The sequence below is a fragment of the Allostella sp. genome, from assembly GCF_041913585.1.
Taxonomy (GTDB): domain Bacteria; phylum Pseudomonadota; class Alphaproteobacteria; order ATCC43930; family Allostellaceae; genus Allostella.
The window spans coordinates 1-15,838 of sequence record NZ_JAYSFE010000034.1; the positions used below are offsets into that span (position 1 = coordinate 1).

Genomic DNA, 15,838 nt, shown 5'->3' on the forward strand with positions numbered 1-15,838 from the left:
CGGCGAATCACGCCGCCTCACTCCGCAGTGACCGGACGATGACCGTTCCGTGATCGCCCGCTACCCTGTCCGCCGCCCGTCCCACGACCCCGACGCCCCCCGACCGCACGAGGACCAGCCGATGCCGGAGATCGCCATCCGAACCGCCACCATCGACGATGTCGGCACGCTGATGCGCCTCGTGCGCGCGCTGGCCGCCTACGAGAACCTGGCGGACAAGGTCGTCTCCTCGGAGGCGGACCTGCGGCGCGACGGCTTCGGCCCCCGTCCCGCCTTCGAGTCGCGGATCGCGTCGCTGGACGGCCGCGACGTCGGCTTCACGCTCTTCTATCCCAACTATTCCACCTTCGCCGGCCGCCGCGGCCTCTTCCTGGAGGACCTCTTCGTCGACCCGGAGGCCCGCGGCCACGGCATCGGCCGCCGGCTGCTGGAGGATCTGGCCGGCATCGCCACCGCCCGCGGCTGGCAGGCGATCGTCCTCCATGTCCTCGACTGGAACCCGACGCGCCGCTTCTACGAGCGGCTTGGCTTCGAGCAGCACGGCCAATGGCTGCTGCAGTCCCTCGGCGGGCTCGCGCTCCGGCGGCTCGCCGATCGGTCCTAGCGGGCCGGCTCCGGGTGCGCTGGCCTCAGTTGCGCTGGCCTCAGTTGCACTGGCCGATCGAGCCTTCGGCGCAGACGCGGCGGCCGTCGGTCCAGGTGGCGCCCGAGAGGTCGGCGCCGCCGAAATCGGTGCCGCGCACGGTGGCGCCCGAGAGGTCGGCCTGGCGCAGCACGGCGCGGAAGAAGCGGGCACGGGACAGGTCGGCGCGGACCAGCACCGCGGCAGTCAGGTCGGCGCGGGTGAAGTCGGCCTCGGTCAGGCGCGCCTCCTCCAGCTTGGCGCGGGGCAGCTTCGCCGACAGGAACTTGGCCCGCGAGGCATCGGCCTTGGCGAGGTTGGCGCCCGAGAGGTCGGCGCGCGAAAAGGTGGCGTCGCGCAGCGCCCCGCCCGAGAGGTCGTGACCGGCGAGTTCGGCCCCGTCCTGGTAGCAGCGCCGCCAGTCGACCCCGGGCCCGGCCGGATCGTTGCAGCCGGCCGCGGCCGCGCCGGCGAGCGCGGACAGGCCGAGAACGAGGCCGGCGAGCGCGCGCGCCTCACGTCGCACGTCGCCGCTCCATGGCGATGGCGCGCCCGGCCTGGGGCGGCCGGGGCAGCCGGCGGTGGGCGTCGGCCATCGCCGTCAGCGAGGCGAAGGCCGCCGCCGGCCAGGGTGCCGACCGGCGCACCGCGAGGTCGACATGCACCGCCATGATCTCGTTGGTCGCCGCCAGGAAGCCCTGCTCGGCGTGATGCATGACGTGGAAATAGTGCAGCCGCTTGGCATCGAGGCCGAGGATCTGGGTCGAAATGCGGAACGGCTCGCCCTCGACCAGTTCGCGCTCGTAGGTGAGGTGCGTCTCCAGCACGAAGAAGCCGCAGTTGGTGCTGCGGGTGTAGGTCGAGCCGATGCCGTGGTGGTGCAGCAGCGTGTCCGTTCCCTGGTCGAAGGCGAGCAGGTAGTAGGCGAGGTTCATGTGCCCGTTGACGTCGATCCATTCGGGCTTCACGCGGCCGGAATGTTCGGCGAAGAGGCGTTCGTCGTTGAGCATGTCGGACATGGCGGGCGAAGATAGACGATCGGCCGTCATCTCAAAACCTCCCTGCCCCGACATCGGCGCCTCGATGCTGCTCTCCGCCCTCACCCTGCTGGGCCGCAACGGCACCCGCGTCCTGGCGCTCGGCATCCTGGTCGGGCTCGCCCTGCCGGGCCTCGCCCGCGAACTGAAGCCGTGGCTGCCGGTCGCCGTCGCCATGACCATGGTCGGCTCGATGCTGCGCCTGGAATGGGCCGAGATCGCGCGCCAGATCCGCGCCTGGCCGCGCGTCGTGCTGGCGCTGGCCTGGCTGATGGTGGCGGCGCCCGTCCTGGTCGCGGTGGCGGCCCGCCTCCTGCCGCTGCCGCCGGGGCTGGTGACGGCGATGGTGCTGTCGGCCGCCGCCCCCTGCATCATGTCGGCGCCCGCCATCTGCCTCTTGCTCGGCCTCGACGGGGCGCTGGCGCTGGTCGTCATGGTGCTGGCGCACCTGCTGGCGCCGATGACCGTGCCGCCGCTGGCGCTCGGACTGGTCGGGGTGACGCTCGACATCGGCATGGCGGAACTGACCCTGCGCCTCGCCGGATTCGTGCTGGGCGCGGCGGCCGCCGCCGAGGCGATCCGCCGCCTCGTCGGGCGCGAGCGGATGCGCAGCCACGCCGAGGCGGTCAACGGCTTCAACATGCTGGTGCTGGTCGTCTTCGCCATCGCCATCATGGACGGCGTCACCGACGCGGCACTCGCCGACCCGGGGCTGGTGCTGGTCTACCTGGCGGCCGCCCTCGTCTTCAACGCCGCCCTGCAGGCGGCGGGCTGGCTCGCCTTCCGGCGAACCGGCGCGCCGGCGGCGCTCGCCGTCGGCTTCATGACCGGCAACCGCAACATGGGCCTGATGTGGGCGGCCTTGGGCGCCGAGACGCCGATCGCCATCACCCTCTATTTCGCGGTCGCCCAACTGCCGATGTACATATTCCCGGCCCTGCAAGCGCGAACCTACCGGCGCTGGACCCGGGGCCACTGACCCCGGGTCGCCGGCGGGTTATCCCGCAAAATTGTGGATAACCCTGCGGATAAGGCCCCTCTCCTGTGGATAAGAGGGGTGAACAATCGCGTTCAAGCCGTTACGGCGAAACGCTTCTCGGAGACCAGGACGACATCGACGCCGACGATCTGGCGCATGCAGCGGGCAACGTAATCCGCGAGTTCGCGGTCCATTCCCTCCATCTGCACGTCGATCGACAGTTCGTCGCCGTCGCGCCCTTCGGTGCGTGCGACGAAGGCCGACGGCACGAGGTCACGCTTGGCGAACAGTTCCAGCACGCGCGGCATCAGTCCGGGCGTAGGACGGGCGATGAGGGAAAAGCAGGCGGTGGGACGGGAAGCGAGGCCCGCGGGCGCGCGCAGGTCGGCGGCGCTACGGTCGGAGCGGAGGGAATCCCGGTACTGCATGGCACGGCAGCCTTCTCGGATGCGAATGGACGAACGACGATGCCCGGCTCTCGATGAGAACCGGGTCCGTAATTCGCCCGCCGATCCGGCGCTGCGCGTGGAACACCATGCAGAGAAGAATAGGAAGCGCGGCGGTTCCGGTCAATGCGCCGCGCCGCTAGGATGCCGTCCGCCATGCTGCGCCGTCTTGTCCTCGCCCTCCTCCTGGCACTCGCCGCCGCGTCCCCGGGCGCGGCGGGCGAGCGCGACTGGCGGGCCTTCGCCGCCCGCGTCGGGCTCGCCGACATCGACGCCTTCGTCGAGACCATCGGCCATCTCGAGCGCACCGGCCGCCTGCCCGCCCGCTACGTGACCAAGGACGAGGCGCGGCGGCTGGGCTGGTCGCCCGGCCGCGACCTGTGGGCGGTGGCGCCGGGGCGCAGCATCGGCGGCGACGTCTTCGGCAACCGCGAGCGGCGGCTGCCGCCGGCCGGCCGCAATGCCTATCGCGAGGCCGACCTCGACTATCGCGGCGGCCGGCGCAACGCACGCCGGCTCGTCTTCGGCAGCGACGGATCGCGCTGGGTGACCATGGACCATTACGAGACCTTCCAGGCGGTGCCGCGATGACCACCCCCCGGCGTATCGTGGTCGAGGGTGCGGCCGCCACGCGCAGCGACCTCGTCTGGCTGGCGCTGGCCGCCCTGCCGGGCCTGCCCGATCATTTCGGGCGCAACCTCGACGCGCTGCACGACAGCCTGACGGCCGACGTGCCGGGACCGATCGAGATCGAGTGGCGCGACGCCGCCGCCAGCCGCGCGGCCCTCGGCGAGACCTTCGACCGGCTGCGGCAGACCCTGGAAGAGGCCGCCGAGGCCCGCCCCGACCTCACGGTGCGGTTCCGCGACTGACCCGTCAGCCGAGCTCGAAGGTGGTGACGCCCCAGGTCCCCGCGAGGTCGACCAGCGGGGCGGGGCCGCGATACATCCGCGCCGTCTCGAAGGCCGGGGCGAGGCCGTGGTGCTCGGCGAGCGCCACCGCGGCCGGGTTGACCTCGGGCACGTCGAGGAAGACCGGCCCCTCCCCCGCCTGGGCGGCGAGGCCGCGGAACAGGCGCTCGGCCCCGGCCGCGTCGTCGGCGAAGAGCGGGCCGATCTTCCAGCCGACCCGGCAGCGCCGGACGATGCCGTAGCCGGCGAGCCCGCCGTCGCGCACCAGCGCATAGCCGTGGCTGTGCGGCAGCGACGCCCAGACCGCCAGGAAGGCGCGCCGCGGTGCCGGGAAGAAGCGCCGGTCGTAGGCGAGAAGCCGGTCGAGCGGGACGTCTGCCAGCGGCGTGAGCCCGGGCTCGATCCGCACGCCCGACGGCGAACCGCCGAAGCGGACGTTGCGATAGGCGAGCACGAAGCCCGAGCGGGCATAGTTCGCCTGCTGCGCCGGCACGCCGTCGAGCCCGACGACCGTGCCCGACAGGTAGCCCATCCCGGCCTGCCACAGGGCATAGCCGTGGCCGCGGCCGCGGAATGGCGGCGGCGCGATGTAGAAGCCGAGGAAGCCGAAGTCGCCGGGATAGCGGACGACCGAGATGGAAGCCGCCGGCTCGCCGCCGACGCGCGCCATCAGGAACCCGGTCGGGTCGGCGGCGCGGAAGGCGAGGGCATCGGCGAGCCCGGGATTCCACCCCTCGTCGGCGGCCCAGTCGATCGCCTGGTCGAGGTCGGCGGCGCTCATCACGGCGATGTCGGGAACGGGATGCATGCGGGGTCCTCGCCTCGGCGGATGCGGGTGGGGAACCCTGACGTCACCGCGGCCGCGGCGCAACCGGCAGGTGCGGCCCGGGCACCGCCTGCCGGGCGAATCGTCGCCCCGATCTGGGCGCCGGCGGCCGCAGGCGCTATATCGGTCCCATGAACACGTTCCTCACGGTGCTCCTGGTCCTCGTCATGATGGCGACGCTGGGCGTCCTCGGCGCCGGCGTCGTCGGCATGATCCGCGGCGGCAACGACCCGCGGCGCAGCAACGCCCTGATGCGCTACCGCGTGCTGTTCCAGATGGCGGCGGTCGGGATCTTCGCGATCATCCTCTGGATGATGAAATCCTAGGGGCATGGTCCAGCTCACCCGCATCTACACCCGCGGCGGCGACCGCGGGGAGACCTCGCTGGGCGACGGGCGGCGGGTGCCCAAGGAGGACCTGCGCGTCGAGGCGTTCGGCACCGTCGACGAGGCGAACGCCGCCGTGGGGCTGGTGCGCCTGCACACCGGCGGCGATCTCGACCGGCTGCTGGCGCGCGTCCAGAACGACCTCTTCGACCTCGGCGCCGACCTCTGCACGCCGGAGGACGGACGCAAGGCCGAGGGCGCGCTTCGCATCGTCGCGGCCCAGGTCGAGCGGCTGGAGGCGGAGATCGACCGCTACAATGCCGCGCTCGCCCCGCTCTCGTCCTTCGTCCTGCCGGGCGGCACGCCGGCCGCCGCCCACCTCCACCTCGCCCGCACCGTGACCCGCCGGGCCGAGCGCCTGGTGGCGGCGCTCGGCCGGCGCGAGGCGCTCAATCCCGAGGCGTTCAAGTATCTCAACCGCCTTTCGGACCTGCTCTTCGTGCTGTCGCGCCACGCCAACGGCGACGGCGCCGGCGACGTCCTGTGGGTCCCGGGCGCCAACCGGTGACCGACCTGCCGGCGGGAAGGTTTCGGCTTGCCATGCCATTGTGCATGTGCACAAATCGCGCGCCGCGGCGACCACAGGACGGGCGAGATGCCCGGACCTTCCTGCCGCTGCCCAGCATCCATCAGGTGAGTTGGTGCCGATGAAAGTGCTCGTCGCCGTCAAGCGGGTCGTCGACTACAACGTCAAGATCCGGGTCAAGGGAGACAAGACCGGGGTCGAGACGGCCAACGTCAAGATGTCGATGAATCCCTTCGACGAGATCGGAGTCGAGGAGGCGGTGCGCCTGAAGGAAGCGGGCGTCGCGACCGACATCGTGGCGGTGTCGCTCGGCGTCACCCAGTGCCAGGAGACGATCCGCACCGCGCTCGCCATGGGCGCGGACCGCGGCATCCTGGTCGAGACCGACCAGGTGCTGGAACCGCTGGCGGTGGCCAAGCTGCTGAAGGCGGTCGTCGAGAAGGAGCAGCCGAAGCTCGTCATCCTCGGCAAGCAGGCGATCGACGACGACGCCAACCAGACCGGCCAGATGCTGGCCGCCCTGCTCGGCTGGCCGCAGGCGACCTTCGCCTCGAAGGTCAAGGTCGACGGCGACAAGGCCGAGGTGACGCGCGAGGTCGACGGCGGGCTGGAGACGATCCGCATCGCCCTGCCGGCGATCGTCACCACCGACCTCCGGCTCAACGAGCCGCGCTACGCCTCGCTGCCCAACATCATGAAGGCGAAGAAGAAGCCGATCGAGACGGTGAAGCCGGCCGATCTCGGCGTCGATCCGGCGCCGCGCCTCACCACCCTCAAGGTCGAGGAGCCGGCCAAGCGCCAGGCCGGCATCAAGGTCAAGACCGTGGCCGAACTCGTCGACAAGCTGAAGACCGAAGCGCGGGTGATCTGATGAGCGTCCTCGTCCTGGCCGAGCATGACGGCTCGGCGCTGAAGCCCGCCACGCTCAACGCCGTCACCGCGGCGGCCGAGATCGGTGGCGACCTCCACATCCTGGTCGCCGGGCAGGGCTGCGCCGGCGCCGCCGAGGCGGCGGCCAAGGTCGCCGGCGTCGCCAAGGTGCTGGTCGCCGACGACGCGGCCTACGCCCACCCGCTGGCCGAGAACCTGGCGCCGCTGCTGGTCCGGCTGGCGCCCGCCTACAGCCACGTCCTGGCGCCGGCCACGACCAACGGCAAGAACGTCCTGCCGCGGGTGGCGGCCCTGCTCGACGTGCAGCAGGTGTCCGACATCACCGCCGTCGTCTCGCCCGATACGTTCGTGCGCCCGATCTATGCCGGCAATGCCCTGGCGACGGTGCAGTCGAAGGACGCGATCAAGGTCGTGACCGTCCGCACCACCGGGTTCGCGGCCGCGGCCGCCGAGGGCGGCAGCGCCGCCGTCGAGGCCGTGAGCGCGGCCGGCGACGTCGGACTGTCGAGCTTCGTCGGCAACGAACTGTCGAAGTCGGAGCGGCCGGAACTGACCGCCGCCCGGGTCGTCGTCTCCGGCGGCCGCGGCATGCAGAACGGCGAGAACTTCAAGCTGCTCGAGGCGCTGGCCGACAAGCTGGGTGCGGCCGTCGGCGCCAGCCGTGCGGCGGTCGATGCCGGCTTCGTGCCGAACGACTACCAGGTCGGCCAGACCGGCAAGGTGGTCGCGCCGGAACTCTACATCGCCGTCGGCATCTCGGGTGCGATCCAGCATCTCGCCGGCATGAAGGACAGCAAGGTCATCGTCGCCATCAACAAGGACGAGGAGGCGCCGATCTTCCAGGTCGCCGACTACGGCCTGGTCGGCGACCTGTTCCAGCTGGTGCCGGAACTTACCAGCGCGATCGACAAGGCCTGAGCCCCGGGCTCGAGGCGGCAGAGGAAGCAGGGAACGGGATGATCGGCAAGATCGGCATCATCGGCGCGGGCCAGATGGGCTCGGGCATCGCCCAGGTCGCGGCCCAGGCGGGATACCCCGTCCGCCTGCTCGACATGAGCGAGGAGGCGCTGGCGCGCGCGGTCGGCAACATCGACCGCGGCTATCAGCGCCTCGTCGCCCGCGGCAAGCTGACCGACGACGAGCGCACCGCCGCGCTGGCCCGCATCGAGACCGCGCGCGACATGGCGGTGTTCCGCGACTGCGACGTCGTCATCGAGGCCGCGACCGAGAACGAGCAGGTCAAGAAGGAGATCTTCAAGGCGCTGGTGCCGAACCTCGGCCCGTCGACGATCGTCGCCTCCAACACCTCCTCGATCTCGATCACCCGGCTGGCGGCCTCGACCGACCGGCCGGGCCGCTTCATCGGCATGCATTTCATGAATCCGGTGCCGGTGATGCAGCTCGTCGAGCTGATCCGCGGCATCGCGACCGAGGACGCGACCTACCAGTCGATCCGCGAACTGGCGGTGCGGCTCGGCAAGCAGCCGGTGGCGGCCGAGGACTTCCCGGCCTTCATCGTCAACCGCATCCTGCTGCCGATGATCAACGAGGCCGTCTACACGCTCTACGAGGGCGTCGGCTCGGTCGAGGCGATCGACACCGCCATGAAGCTCGGCGCCAACCACCCGATGGGGCCGCTCGAACTGGCGGACTTCATCGGCCTCGACACCTGCCTCGCCGTCATGCAGGTGCTCTATGACGGGCTCGCGGACTCCAAGTACCGCCCCTGCCCGCTGCTGGTGAAGTATGTCGAGGCCGGCTGGCTCGGCCGCAAGGCCGGCCGCGGCTTCTACGACTATCGCGGCGAGAAGCCGGTCCCGACGCGCTGACCCACACCGATCCTGCGGCCGCCTGTCGCAGGATCGCCCCGCCCTGCGATCGGGCTTGAGCGGCCGACCGGCCGGGACGACACTTCGCGGTCGCTTCTCAGCCGCGCAAGGTTCCCCGCCCATGCCCGTCACCGTCGATCGCGTCCGATCCGACGACACGCTTCCGGCCCAGACCCAGGTCGTCGTCGTCGGCGCCGGCATCATCGGCGTCAGCGCCGCCCTCTCGCTGGCCGAGAAGGGCATTCCCACGGTCCTCTGCGAGAAAGGCGAGGTCGCGGCCGAGCAGTCGAGCCGCAACTGGGGCTTCTGCCGCACCGCCCAGCGCGACCCGCGCGAAATCCCGCTCAGCATCGAAGCGCAGCGGATGTGGGAAGGCATGGACCGGCGCATCGGCGAAGCGACCGGCTTCACCCGCGCCGGCACGCTCTTCACCTGCGACAGCGAGGCCGACATGGCGGCCAAGGAACGCTGGCTCGAGCATGCCCGGCCGTTCCAGCTCGATTCGCGGCTGCTCGGCGCCGAAGAGGTCGCCCGCCTCGCGCCGGGCAGCACCAGGAAGTGGGTGGGCGGCCTCTACACGGCCAGCGACGGCCGTGCCGAGCCCTCGATCGCCGCCCCGGCGATGGCGCGCGCCGTCCAGCGCGCCGGCGGGACCGTCATGACGAACTGCGCCGTGCGCGGCATCGAGACGGCGGGCGGCCGGGTCGCGGCCGTCGTCACCGAGAAGGGGCGCGTCGCCTGCTCGGGCGTCATCCTGGCGGGCGGCGTCTGGTCCAGGCTCTTCTCGGGCAATCTCGGCATCGACATCCCGCAGCTCATGGTGACGGGCTCGGTCCTTCGCACCGCCCCCATCGAGGGCGGGCCCGAATGCACCATGGGCACCAACGACTACGGCATCCGCAAGCGCGCCGACGGCGGCTACACGATGGCCAAGCGCAACACCAACATCACCGACATCACGCCGGACAGCTTCCGTCTCTTCTTCGACTTCCTGCCGGTCTGGCGGCAGAACCGCAAGGTCGTCAAGCTCCGCCTCGGCAAGCGCTTCTTCGACGAGCTGCGGCGGCCGCGGCGCTGGTCGCTCGACAGCGTGACGCCGTTCGAGCAGGTGCGGATCATGGACCCCGAGCCGTCGCAGGAAGCGCTGGCCGCCCTCAAGGAACTCGTCGCGCGCGACTTCCCGGTCTTCCGCGACATGGTGGTGACGCAGACCTGGGGCGGGCTGATCGACAGCACGCCCGACATCGTGCCGGTGATCTCGACCGTCGACGCGCTGCCGGGCTTCGTCATCGCCACCGGCTTCTCCGGCCACGGCTTCGGCATCGGCCCGGCGGCGGGGCGGCTGGCGGCCGACCTCGTCACCGGCGACCGGCCGATCGTCGACCCGCGCGAGTTCCGGCTGTCGCGCTACCGCGACGGCAGCAACCCGCGCCCGCACGCCTGAGGTCGCGGCACCCCTACTTCAGGTAGTGGCGGATCAGCGCCAGCGCCGCCTCGCCGTCCCACTCGGCATCGCCCTCGAGCCGGCCGATCTCGCGCCCGTCCCAGTCGACGAGGATGGTCGTCGGCAGGCCGCGGGCGCCGAAGGCGCGCGGGATGGCGCCACGGGGATCGACCCAGACGCCCAGCCCCTCGACGCCGTGCTTCTTCAGGAAGGCCTCGACCTGGCGGACCCCGCCGCGGTCGGAGGAGAGCGCCAGCACCATCGCGTTCGTGCCCTCGAGCTTCCGCCGCAGCCGGTCGAGCGCCGGCATCTCCCGGACGCAGGGCGCGCACCAGGTGGCCCACAGGTTGACCACCAGCAGCTTGCCGCGGAAATCGGCCAGCGACACCTCGCGCCCCTGGCCATCGAGGAAGGGCAGCGTCGGCGCTGGCCGCGGCTCCGCCGCCGGGGTAAATTCGCCGATCGCACCGCGGAAGGGCGGCGCCTCGGCCCCGGCCGGAGCCGCGGCCGACGCCGCCAGGAGCAGCAGCAGTGCGGCGGCGAGCCGCGCGAAACCAACGATCATGTCTTCGGAGCCCGAGCCTGTGACCGACGCGAACAAGAATAATGGTGCCGCCGAGCCCGCCGCCAACCCGCTGTGGGGCGGGCGTTTCGCCGCGGGCGCGGCCGCGGTCATGGAACGGATCAACGCCTCGATCGGGTTCGACCGCCGCCTCTACGCCCAGGACATCGCCGGCTCGAAGGCGCACGCACGGATGCTGGCCGCCAGGGGCATCGTCTCGGCCGCCGACGCCGAGCGGATCGTCGCCGGGCTCGACACCATCCTCGGCGAGATCGAGGCCGGCACCTTCGCGTTCAAGGTCGTGCTGGAAGACATCCACATGAACGTGGAGGCGCGCCTGACCGAGCTGATCGGCCCAGCCGCCGGCCGCCTCCATACCGCGCGCTCGCGCAACGACCAGATCGCGCTCGACTTCAAGCTCTGGGTCCGCGACGCCGTCGACGGGCTCGACCAGCAGATGAAGGATCTGCAGGCGGCCCTGCTGGACCTCGCGGAGCCGCACGCCGGCACGGTCATGCCGGGCTACACGCATCTCCAGGCGGCCCAGCCGGTCACTTTCGGCCATCACCTGATGGCCTATGTCGAGATGCTGGGCCGCGACCGCGGCCGGCTCGCCGACGCCCGCCGGCGCATGAACGAATCGCCGCTGGGCGCCGCCGCGCTGGCCGGCACCTCCTTCCCGATCGACCGCCACATGACGGCGGCGGCGCTGGGCTTCGACCGGCCGATGGCGAACTCGCTCGACGCCGTCTCCGACCGCGACTACGCGCTGGAGTTCCTCGCGGCCGCCGCCATCGCCGCCGTCCACCTGTCGCGCTTCGCCGAGGAGATCGTGCTGTGGTGCGCGGACGGGTTCCGCTTCATCCGGCTGACCGACGCCTACACCACCGGCAGCTCGATCATGCCGCAGAAGCGCAACCCCGACGCCGCCGAACTGGTGCGCGCCAAGGCGGGCCGGGTGATCGGCGCCCTCAACGCGCTGCTGATCGTGCTGAAGGGCCTGCCGCTGACCTACGGCAAGGACATGCAGGACGACAAGGAGCCGACCTTCGAGGCCGCCGACACCCTGTCGCTGGCGCTCGCCGCGATGGCCGGCATGGTGCGCGACATGACGCCCGACGCCGAACGGATGCGGGCCGCCACCGACAAGGGCTTCATCACCGCGACCGACCTCGCCGACTGGCTGGTGCGGACGCTGGGCATCCCCTTCCGCGAGGCGCACCATGTCACCGGCCGCTGCGTCCGCCGCGCAGAGGACAAGGGCTGCGCGCTGGCCGACCTGACGCTGGCCGAGTTCCAGGCCGAGCACGCCGGCATCACCGATGCGGTCTACGACGTGCTGACGGTCGACCGCTCGGTCGCCAGCCGCACCAGCTTCGGCGGCACCGCGCCGGACGGCGTGCGCGCCCGCATCGCCGAGGCCAGGGAGAAGTACCTCGCATGATCCTGCGTCCGCTCCTCGCCGCCCTCGTGCTCCTGATTGCCGCCGGCAGCCTCGCCGCCTGCGGGAAGAAGGCGCGCCTCGACCCGCCCGACGGCGAGAAGTCCACCTATCCGAAGGTCTATCCCCGTGAATGAACTGTCCCCCCCGCCGGGCCCCGCCCTCCGCGACGGCTTCGCCTACCGCGACGGGACGATGCATGCCGAGGACGTGCCGCTGCCGGTGATCGCCGACGAGATCGGGACGCCCTGCTGGGTCTATTCCCAGGCGGTGCTGGAGGACCGCTTCCGCACCTTCGACGCCGCCTTCGCCGGCATCCCGCACCTCGTCTGCTATGCGCTGAAGGCGAACAGCAACCAGGCGGTGATCCGCACCTTCGCCGAGCTCGGCGCCGGCGCCGACATCGTCTCGGAGGGCGAGCTGCGGCGGGCGCTCGCCGCCGGGGTCGCGCCCGAGCGCATCGTCTTCGCCGGGGTCGGCAAGACCGCGCCCGAGATGGCGGCCGCGGTGGCGGCCGGCATCCTCCAGTTCAACGTCGAGTCCGAGCCGGAGCTGGAGCGGCTGTCGGCGGTCGCCAGCGGCATGGGCCGCGTCGCCCAGGTCGCGCTCCGCGTCAATCCCGACGTCGATGCCGGCACCCACGCCAAGATCACCACCGGCACGCCCGAGACCAAGTTCGGCATCGAGCTCGACCAGGCCCGCGATGTCGCCGCCCGCGCGGCCGCCCTGCCGGGCATCCGGCTCGCCGGGCTCGCCATGCATATCGGCAGCCAGCTGACGTCGGTCGAGCCCTACCGCGCGGCCTTCGGACGGCTGGTCGGCTTCGCCCGTACGCTGATGAGCGAGGACGGGCACCGGCTGGAGCGGCTCGACCTCGGCGGCGGCCTCGGCGTCCACTATCGCCACGCCCCGCCGGTCGACCTGCCGGCCTATGCCGCCGCCGCGCGCGAGGCGCTGGCCGGCTTCCCCGGGACCGTGGTGCTGGAACCGGGCCGCTGGCTGGTCGCCGACGCCGGCATCCTCCTTGCACGCGTCCAGTACGTGAAGCGCGGGTCGCTCAAGACCTTCGTGATCCTGGACGCGGCGATGAACGATCTGGTGCGGCCGGCCATGTACGACGCCTGGCACCCGGTGCGGCCGGTGGCCGAGCCGCGCCCCGGCGCCGAGCCGGTGACGGTCGACGTCGTCGGGCCGATCTGCGAGTCGAGCGACGTCATCGCGACGGCGCGCACCATGCCGCCGGTCGAGCCCGGGGAACTGGTCGCGATCGGCGTCGCCGGCGCCTATGGCGCCGTCATGAGCTCGATCTACAACAGCCGCCTGCTGGCGCCCGAGGTGATGGTGCGCGGCGGGGACTTTTCCGTGGTCCGCGCCCGCCCTAGCTATGACGAGATGATCGCGCACGAAAGGCTTGCGCCGTGGCAGACCCGCCGAACCTGAGCGGCGCTCCGCAGCCGGCACCGGGGGGGCTGCCCCCCGGCGCCCGGCGGCGCGTGCGCCTCGCGCGACTGGCGCTCCTCTGGGAGCGGACGTGGCCGGCCCTGTGGCCGCCGATCGGTGTCGGCGGCCTTTTTGTTGCGCTGGCGCTGCTCGACCTCCCGGCCCTGCTGCCGGGCTGGCTCCATCTCGGGCTCCTCGCCGCCTTCCTCGCGATATTCGCCGTGCTGGCGGTGCGCGCCGTGCGCGGCCTCGCCATGCCGGCCGGTGCCGACGCGCGGCGCCGGGTCGAGACGGCGAGCGGCCTCCGGCACCGGCCGCTCGGCACCCTCGAGGACCGGCCGGCCGGCGCGCTCGACGGCCCGGCGGCGGCGCTCTGGGCGATCCACCAGCAGCGCATGCGGGCCCGGGCCGACCGGCTCGCGGTCGGTGTCCCCGCCGCCGGCTGGGCCCGCCGCGACCCCTACGCGCTCCGCGCCGCGCTGGCGCTCCTCCTGGTGATCGGCATCGTCGCCGGCCGCGACGACGGCGGCGCCCGGCTCCTGCGCGCGGTGACCCCGACCTTCGCCGCTCCCGCCGCGCCCGCGACGGTCGCCCTCGACGTCTGGATCAATCCGCCGACCTATACCGGCCAGCCGCCGGTGCTGCTGCGCGCCGACAGCGAGCGGCCGCTGCCGGTGCCGACCGGCAGCGCCCTGCTGGCGCAGCTGCACGGCGGCGGCGCCGTGCCGCGCCTCCTCGTCGATCAGGCCGCGACCGACTTCACCGCCATCGACGCCGCGAATTTCCGGGTCGGCGCGACGCTCTCCGCCGGCGAGCGGCTGGCGGTCGTCCAGGGACGGCGGACGATCGCCGAATGGCCGATCCGCATCATCCCCGACGCGGCCCCCGCCATCCGCTTCGCGATGCCGCCCGGCCGCAGCGAGCGTGCGGCCCTGCGCCTCGAATATGACGCCGAGGACGATTACGGCATCGAGACGGTGACGGCGGTCATCCGCCGCGCCGACGACCGGCAGGACGCGCCCGGCGGCGCCACCATCACGCTGGAGCTGCCGCTGCCCGGCGTCGGGCCCGCCGCCGCCCGCGCCACCAGCTTCCACGACCTCACCCCGCATCCCTGGGCCGGGCTGCCGGTCACCATCACCCTGGAAGCGGTCGACGCCATCGGCCAGAAGGGCACGAGCGAGCCCGCCGCGACCACCCTGCCCGAGCGCACCTTCACCCACCCGGTCGCCCGGGCCATCGTCGAGCAGCGCAAGGAGCTGATCCTCGATCCGGCGAACCGCGAGGCGGTGGCCGAGGTGCTGGGGCAGCTCAGCCTCCGGCCGGCGCGCTTCGACGACGATGTCGTCGTCTTCCTGGCGCTGCGCACGGCGCGGGCCCGCCTCTCCTTCGACAGCGACGGCTCCTCGATCGAGCCGGTGCAGCAGCTCCTCTGGGACACGGCGCTGCGCATCGAGGACGGCCGTGGCTCGTCGGCCGAGCGCGACCTGCGGCAGGCGCAGCGGGCGCTGATGGACGCGCTCGACCGGAACGCCTCGGACGCCGAGATCGAAAAGCTGATGCGCGACCTCCAGCAGGCGATCGACCGCTACATGCAGGCGATGGCCGAGGAGATGATGCGCAACCCCGAGCGCTTCCAGCCGCAGCAGCTGCCCCCCGACACCCAGGTGGTGCGCCGGGAGGACATCCAGCGCATGCTCGACCAGGCGCGCGACCTCGCCCGCACCGGCGCCCGCGACGCGGCGCGCCAGATGCTGGAGCGCCTCCAGGAGATGATGGAGAACATGCGCATGGCGCGGCCGATGCCGGGCCAGCAGCAGCAGGGCCAGCAGGGTCAGGCGCAGCAGATGATGCGCGACCTGCAGCGCATGATGCAGCGCCAGCAGCAGCTTCTCGACCGCAGCCACCGCGCCCAGCAGCAGCGCCAGGGCCAGCGCGGCCAGCAGGGGCAGCGCGGTCAGCAGGGTCAGCAGGGGCAGCAGGGGCAGCAGGGGCAGGACGGCCAGGAGGGGATGGGCGCCGGCGACCAGGAGCAGCTCCGCCGGATGCTGGGCGAGTTCATGCGCCGCATGGGCGAGGCCGGCGGCGAGATCCCCGGCGGCCTCGGGCGGGCCGAGCGCGCCATGCGCGATGCCGCGCGCCAGCTCGGCCAGGGTGACCCGGGCGGCGCCATCGGACCCCAGGGCGAGGCGCTCGACCAGCTCCAGCAGGCGATGCAGGGCATGGCCGAGCAGATGATGGGCGGCGACCAGTTCGGCGAGGGCGACCCGTCGGGCGTGCCCAACCAGGGGCAGCGCAACGCCGACCGCAACCGCGACCCGCTCGGCCGGCCGATGCCGACCACCGGCACCTACGAGGGCAGCGACGTCAAGGTCCCGGGGGAAGGCGAGCTGTCGCGCAGCCGGGCCATTCTCGACGAACTCCGGCGCCGCGCCGGCGAGCGCTTCCGCCCGTCGCTCGAGCGCGACTACATCGACCGGCTGCTGAGGCGCTTCTGA

Annotated in this window: 19 protein-coding genes; 14 read left to right on the forward strand and 5 right to left on the reverse strand. The window is 72.4% G+C overall.

Features of this window, described 5'->3' with window-relative positions; translation table 11 throughout:
* The first annotated feature begins 49 nt into the window (after positions 1 to 49).
* Positions 50 to 604 carry an N-acetyltransferase family protein gene (locus tag ACE3Q3_RS08845; RefSeq protein ID WP_374444662.1) on the forward strand — a complete coding sequence of 185 codons (555 nt, stop codon included), beginning with the start codon at positions 50 to 52 and terminating at the stop codon, positions 602 to 604.
* A 40-nt stretch (positions 605 to 644) separates the two neighbouring features.
* On the opposite strand, the gene ACE3Q3_RS08850 is transcribed toward ACE3Q3_RS08845, so the two are convergent.
* Positions 645 to 1,148: a pentapeptide repeat-containing protein gene (locus ACE3Q3_RS08850; RefSeq protein WP_374444664.1), complete on the reverse strand. Its 504-nt coding sequence runs from the start codon at positions 1,146 to 1,148 to the stop codon at positions 645 to 647.
* A complete protein-coding gene (locus ACE3Q3_RS08855; RefSeq protein ID WP_374444666.1) occupies positions 1,138 to 1,641 on the reverse strand; it encodes a thioesterase family protein in 504 nt (167 codons plus the stop codon). The genes ACE3Q3_RS08850 and ACE3Q3_RS08855 overlap by 11 nt, the downstream gene beginning before the upstream one ends.
* Here ACE3Q3_RS08855 and ACE3Q3_RS08860 point away from each other — a divergent pair.
* A complete protein-coding gene (locus tag ACE3Q3_RS08860) occupies positions 1,631 to 2,638 on the forward strand; it encodes a hypothetical protein (protein ID WP_374444761.1) in 1,008 nt (335 codons plus the stop codon). The genes ACE3Q3_RS08855 and ACE3Q3_RS08860 overlap by 11 nt on opposite strands.
* Positions 2,639 to 2,730: 92 nt before the next feature.
* Here the strand turns inward: ACE3Q3_RS08860 and ACE3Q3_RS08865 are convergent, their stop codons facing one another.
* Positions 2,731 to 3,066, reverse strand: coding sequence for a hypothetical protein (locus ACE3Q3_RS08865; protein ID WP_374444669.1), 336 nt, complete (start codon positions 3,064 to 3,066; stop codon positions 2,731 to 2,733).
* Positions 3,067 to 3,240: 174 nt separating this feature from the next.
* Between ACE3Q3_RS08865 and ACE3Q3_RS08870 the strand changes: the two genes are divergently transcribed.
* Positions 3,241 to 3,675, forward strand: a complete 435-nt coding sequence (locus tag ACE3Q3_RS08870) for a ribonuclease domain-containing protein (RefSeq protein WP_374444671.1) — start codon at positions 3,241 to 3,243, stop codon at positions 3,673 to 3,675.
* Positions 3,672 to 3,956, forward strand: coding sequence for a barstar family protein (locus ACE3Q3_RS08875; RefSeq protein ID WP_374444673.1), 285 nt, complete (start codon positions 3,672 to 3,674; stop codon positions 3,954 to 3,956). The genes ACE3Q3_RS08870 and ACE3Q3_RS08875 overlap by 4 nt, the downstream gene beginning before the upstream one ends.
* 4 nt (positions 3,957 to 3,960) lie before the next feature.
* On the opposite strand, the gene ACE3Q3_RS08880 is transcribed toward ACE3Q3_RS08875, so the two are convergent.
* A complete protein-coding gene (locus tag ACE3Q3_RS08880) occupies positions 3,961 to 4,803 on the reverse strand; it encodes a GNAT family N-acetyltransferase (RefSeq protein ID WP_374444675.1) in 843 nt (280 codons plus the stop codon).
* Between the two features lie 149 nt (positions 4,804 to 4,952).
* Here ACE3Q3_RS08880 and ACE3Q3_RS08885 point away from each other — a divergent pair, with 149 nt between their 5' ends.
* The 6 genes from ACE3Q3_RS08885 to ACE3Q3_RS08910 all read left to right on the forward strand — a co-directional run bounded on the left by ACE3Q3_RS08885 (position 4,953) and on the right by ACE3Q3_RS08910 (position 9,897).
* Positions 4,953 to 5,147 (forward strand): twin transmembrane helix small protein, encoded by a 195-nt coding sequence (locus ACE3Q3_RS08885; RefSeq protein ID WP_374444676.1) that lies wholly within the window; start codon positions 4,953 to 4,955, stop codon positions 5,145 to 5,147.
* A gap of 4 nt (positions 5,148 to 5,151) precedes the next feature.
* Positions 5,152 to 5,715 carry a cob(I)yrinic acid a,c-diamide adenosyltransferase gene (locus tag ACE3Q3_RS08890; RefSeq protein ID WP_374444680.1) on the forward strand — a complete coding sequence of 188 codons (564 nt, stop codon included), beginning with the start codon at positions 5,152 to 5,154 and terminating at the stop codon, positions 5,713 to 5,715.
* 139 nt (positions 5,716 to 5,854) lie between these two features.
* Positions 5,855 to 6,604 carry an electron transfer flavoprotein subunit beta/FixA family protein gene (locus ACE3Q3_RS08895; protein ID WP_374444683.1) on the forward strand — a complete coding sequence of 250 codons (750 nt, stop codon included), beginning with the start codon at positions 5,855 to 5,857 and terminating at the stop codon, positions 6,602 to 6,604.
* Positions 6,604 to 7,542 carry an FAD-binding protein gene (locus ACE3Q3_RS08900; RefSeq protein WP_374444685.1) on the forward strand — a complete coding sequence of 313 codons (939 nt, stop codon included), beginning with the start codon at positions 6,604 to 6,606 and terminating at the stop codon, positions 7,540 to 7,542. Before ACE3Q3_RS08895 ends, ACE3Q3_RS08900 begins: the two co-directional genes overlap by 1 nt.
* 38 nt (positions 7,543 to 7,580) lie before the next feature.
* Positions 7,581 to 8,453, forward strand: coding sequence for a 3-hydroxybutyryl-CoA dehydrogenase (locus tag ACE3Q3_RS08905; protein WP_374444688.1), 873 nt, complete (start codon positions 7,581 to 7,583; stop codon positions 8,451 to 8,453).
* Between the two features lie 121 nt (positions 8,454 to 8,574).
* The gene (locus ACE3Q3_RS08910) at positions 8,575 to 9,897 is read left to right on the forward strand and encodes an NAD(P)/FAD-dependent oxidoreductase (RefSeq protein WP_374444691.1); all 1,323 of its coding nucleotides are present in this window, start codon (positions 8,575 to 8,577) and stop codon (positions 9,895 to 9,897) included.
* A gap of 13 nt (positions 9,898 to 9,910) precedes the next feature.
* Here ACE3Q3_RS08910 and ACE3Q3_RS08915 read toward each other — a convergent pair whose 3' ends face one another.
* Positions 9,911 to 10,462, reverse strand: coding sequence for a TlpA family protein disulfide reductase (locus tag ACE3Q3_RS08915; RefSeq protein WP_374444694.1), 552 nt, complete (start codon positions 10,460 to 10,462; stop codon positions 9,911 to 9,913).
* Positions 10,463 to 10,481: 19 nt separating this feature from the next.
* Between ACE3Q3_RS08915 and argH the strand changes: the two genes are divergently transcribed.
* From argH to ACE3Q3_RS08935, 4 genes are read left to right on the forward strand one after another with little or no spacing between them, the layout of a single operon-like run.
* Positions 10,482 to 11,903 carry an argininosuccinate lyase gene (argH, locus tag ACE3Q3_RS08920; RefSeq protein ID WP_374444696.1) on the forward strand — a complete coding sequence of 474 codons (1,422 nt, stop codon included), beginning with the start codon at positions 10,482 to 10,484 and terminating at the stop codon, positions 11,901 to 11,903.
* Positions 11,900 to 12,037 carry a hypothetical protein gene (locus tag ACE3Q3_RS08925; protein WP_374444698.1) on the forward strand — a complete coding sequence of 46 codons (138 nt, stop codon included), beginning with the start codon at positions 11,900 to 11,902 and terminating at the stop codon, positions 12,035 to 12,037. Before argH ends, ACE3Q3_RS08925 begins: the two co-directional genes overlap by 4 nt.
* Entirely contained in the window at positions 12,030 to 13,340 is a 1,311-nt protein-coding gene (gene lysA / locus ACE3Q3_RS08930; RefSeq protein WP_374444700.1) for a diaminopimelate decarboxylase, read from the forward strand. The genes ACE3Q3_RS08925 and lysA overlap by 8 nt, the downstream gene beginning before the upstream one ends.
* Positions 13,319 to 15,838: a TIGR02302 family protein gene (locus ACE3Q3_RS08935; RefSeq protein WP_374444702.1), complete on the forward strand. Its 2,520-nt coding sequence runs from the start codon at positions 13,319 to 13,321 to the stop codon at positions 15,836 to 15,838. The genes lysA and ACE3Q3_RS08935 overlap by 22 nt, the downstream gene beginning before the upstream one ends.